The organism is Oleiphilus sp. HI0080 (assembly GCF_001635135.1).
The window spans coordinates 1-2,624 of sequence record NZ_LWFU01000675.1 but is presented as its reverse complement, the minus strand read 5'-3'; the positions used below and the strand labels follow the sequence as shown (position 1 = coordinate 2,624).

Here is a 2,624-nt window from a genome sequence, read left to right as displayed (position 1 = left end):
AATTGGAGTTATAAAAAGTGTTTTGTATGGATTAGAAAATATATTGATTTTCTAAAGTTTTCATCACCTGCGGTGTTGGTTAGTACGCTGTCTGCGCAGGCACCAATATTTCTTCTTAACGCGTTCTTCGGAGCGCACTCAGCGGGCTTATACAGCATGATTCAAAGGGTTATGCTTGCGCCTGTTGGGTTAATAGCATCTGCTGTCAACCGAGTTTATATGCAAAGAGTTGCCGAACTAAAGTATAAAAAAAATGAGATTTGGCCATTTACAATGAATCTAATCAGATATACGACTCTTGTAGGGCTGATGGCAATTCCATTGGCTTATGTCGTATTTGATTTAGGTATATTGGCTTTGTTTTTTGGTGATAAATGGAGTGCACTTGATCAATATGCAGCGGTTATGTTGCCATTGGTTTTTTTTGCGCTTGTCTCTTCGGCTGTGGCAGGGTTTGCAGTATTAGGGAAAAATAAGCTTGGCTTGATATATCAGTTATTTCTGTTGATTGTGATTTGCAGCGCTGTTGTATTGACGAAAGTTTTTTCTGGAGCAGAGATATCCGTTTATATGGCAATTTCTTTGGCGCTATCGTCTGTTTATATATGCCAAATAGTGTCTATCATTTTGGCGACTAAATCTGTTGATAAAGGGAATGGTTATGTCTGAGCCTTCTTTAGGCCCACTTTTTATTGTCGCGTCTGAGAGAAGCGGAACAAACTTAGTTAGAAGGCGTATAACTGAAAGTCAGGCAGTTTATTTTGGGCCGTCTCCTATCCACATGCTCAAGCACTTATTTTATCGAGCGCCTTACTATGGCGACCTAAGTAACGACCAAAATTTTTATTCTCTTGTCCAAGATTCGGTTGCGTTAGCCTATGAGCACTTTTCTCCTTGGGATCGAGTCATTTCATCAGAAGACGTCATTGAAGCATATGATCGTTTTATGCCTAGTAAAGAAAGAACTATCGTTGGCGTGATGCATACATTGTACATGTTGTATGCTTTGGACAGGGGCTATAGTTCTTATATATGTAAAGATAACCATATATTTGATTTCGCTTATCAGATCGCTCTAGAGTTGCCTGACGCTCGCTTTCTTATTCTTTATCGCGATCCTCGCGACGTTATAGCTAGTCAGCTGAAACGTCCATCTCAGGTTCGGAATTGCTCGTATTTATCTATGTTATGGCAAACAGAGCAAAAGAAAATAATCGAGTTACTTGCAAATGCCCGGTTAAGTTCGAGAGTTCTAACGCTTAAATATGAGGAGTTTGTGTCTTCAGAGGCTTCGGAATTGAAGCGTATTTCCAAATTCTTGGATGTTGAGCTTGGTAACGGGTGTGATAGATCGTTTGAGTCTGAGAGCACATCAATACAAGAATGGGAAAATTTGAACAACCCAACAATCAACGATAATTTCGGGAAGTACAAGGATGCTCTATCCTTTCGAAAGATTAGGATGATTGAGTCAATTTTGAAAAACGAAATGGCTTATTTGGGGTATAAAGCTGATACTCCTAGACTGTTAAAAATAAGAGGAAGTTACTTGAAGCTAAGTTCAGCGCTGGCGGTTGTTTTTCATACGTTGAAATTAAAATTTGGTTTGTTATCCCTTACAGATGGTGAAGAACGACAGGTGGCCCATATTAAATCTTTAAAAAGCAAGCTGGATTAGGAAATGTGCGGAATTGGAGGTGTGTTTTTCACCAGTGATAGCAGTTGTGAACCTTTAAATACACCTTTAGAGCGGATGGCAAGGCAGATGCACTTGCGAGGGCCTGATGATGAAGGCTATTACTTGGGTGCTCCATATGATAATTGTTTTCGTGGCGACGAGACTTCGCTGGAGCTAAGGGCAGGGCAAGAGCATATTTCGCAAGTCAGTCGCCCTTGTGAGGTGGGCTTGGTTCATCGCCGCTTAGCAATAATTGATTTGTCGCTTGATAGTCATCAACCGATGGCATCCGCTGATGGACGTTATGTTATTACCTTTAATGGGGAGATTTATAACTATCGAGATCTAGCAAACGAACTCGAGAAGCGCGGAGTACGATTGCGAACGAAAGGTGATACGGAGGTTTTACTTGAGCTTTATGCTCTTTTGGGCGATGGCGCTCTTGAATTGCTCAATGGAGATTTCGCATTTGCGATTTGGGATAAGAAAGAAAAGTCATTATTTTGTGCTCGCGACAGAATTGGTATTAAGCCGTTTTACTATGTTAACGATAATGAACTGTTTCTTTTTGCTTCGGACATAAAAACTCTCATTGCATCGGGTTTGTATACACCGGACGTTAATATTGACGGATTGGCACTTTCTTTCGCATTTGGCATGTCTCCCCGACCTGTTACAGCTTTTAGTTCCGTTAAAGCGCTAGAGCCGGGGACATGGATGAAAGTCTCTAAACAAGGAGCTGTCGAAGTAAAACGTTATTGGAATATTCCCGTCGGAACGCAAGACCGTACAATGACAGAAGGTGATGCGCTTGAGTTGATCGAGGCTGAATTACGGCAGGCGGTTATATTGCGTACTCATGCTGATGTACCAGTGGGCGTTTTCATGAGTGGAGGTATTGATTCAACTTTAATTTCAGCTTTGGCATTTGATCAAGGGGCTTCTG

Annotated in this window: 3 protein-coding genes; all 3 read left to right on the top strand. The window is 41.2% G+C overall.

The genetic code is table 11. The features are described from left to right. Positions 1-669, top strand: a 669-nt coding sequence (locus A3751_RS14680; RefSeq protein ID WP_156492488.1) for an oligosaccharide flippase family protein, incomplete at its 5' end; no start/stop codon positions are given. After that, the gene (locus tag A3751_RS14675) at positions 662-1,678 is read left to right on the top strand and encodes a sulfotransferase (protein ID WP_068466675.1); all 1,017 of its coding nucleotides are present in this window, start codon (positions 662-664) and stop codon (positions 1,676-1,678) included. The genes A3751_RS14680 and A3751_RS14675, both read left to right, overlap by 8 nt. Before the next feature lie 3 nt (positions 1,679-1,681). Then, the coding region (locus A3751_RS14670; RefSeq protein ID WP_156492487.1) for an asparagine synthetase B at positions 1,682-2,624 on the top strand (943 nt) is incomplete at its 3' end.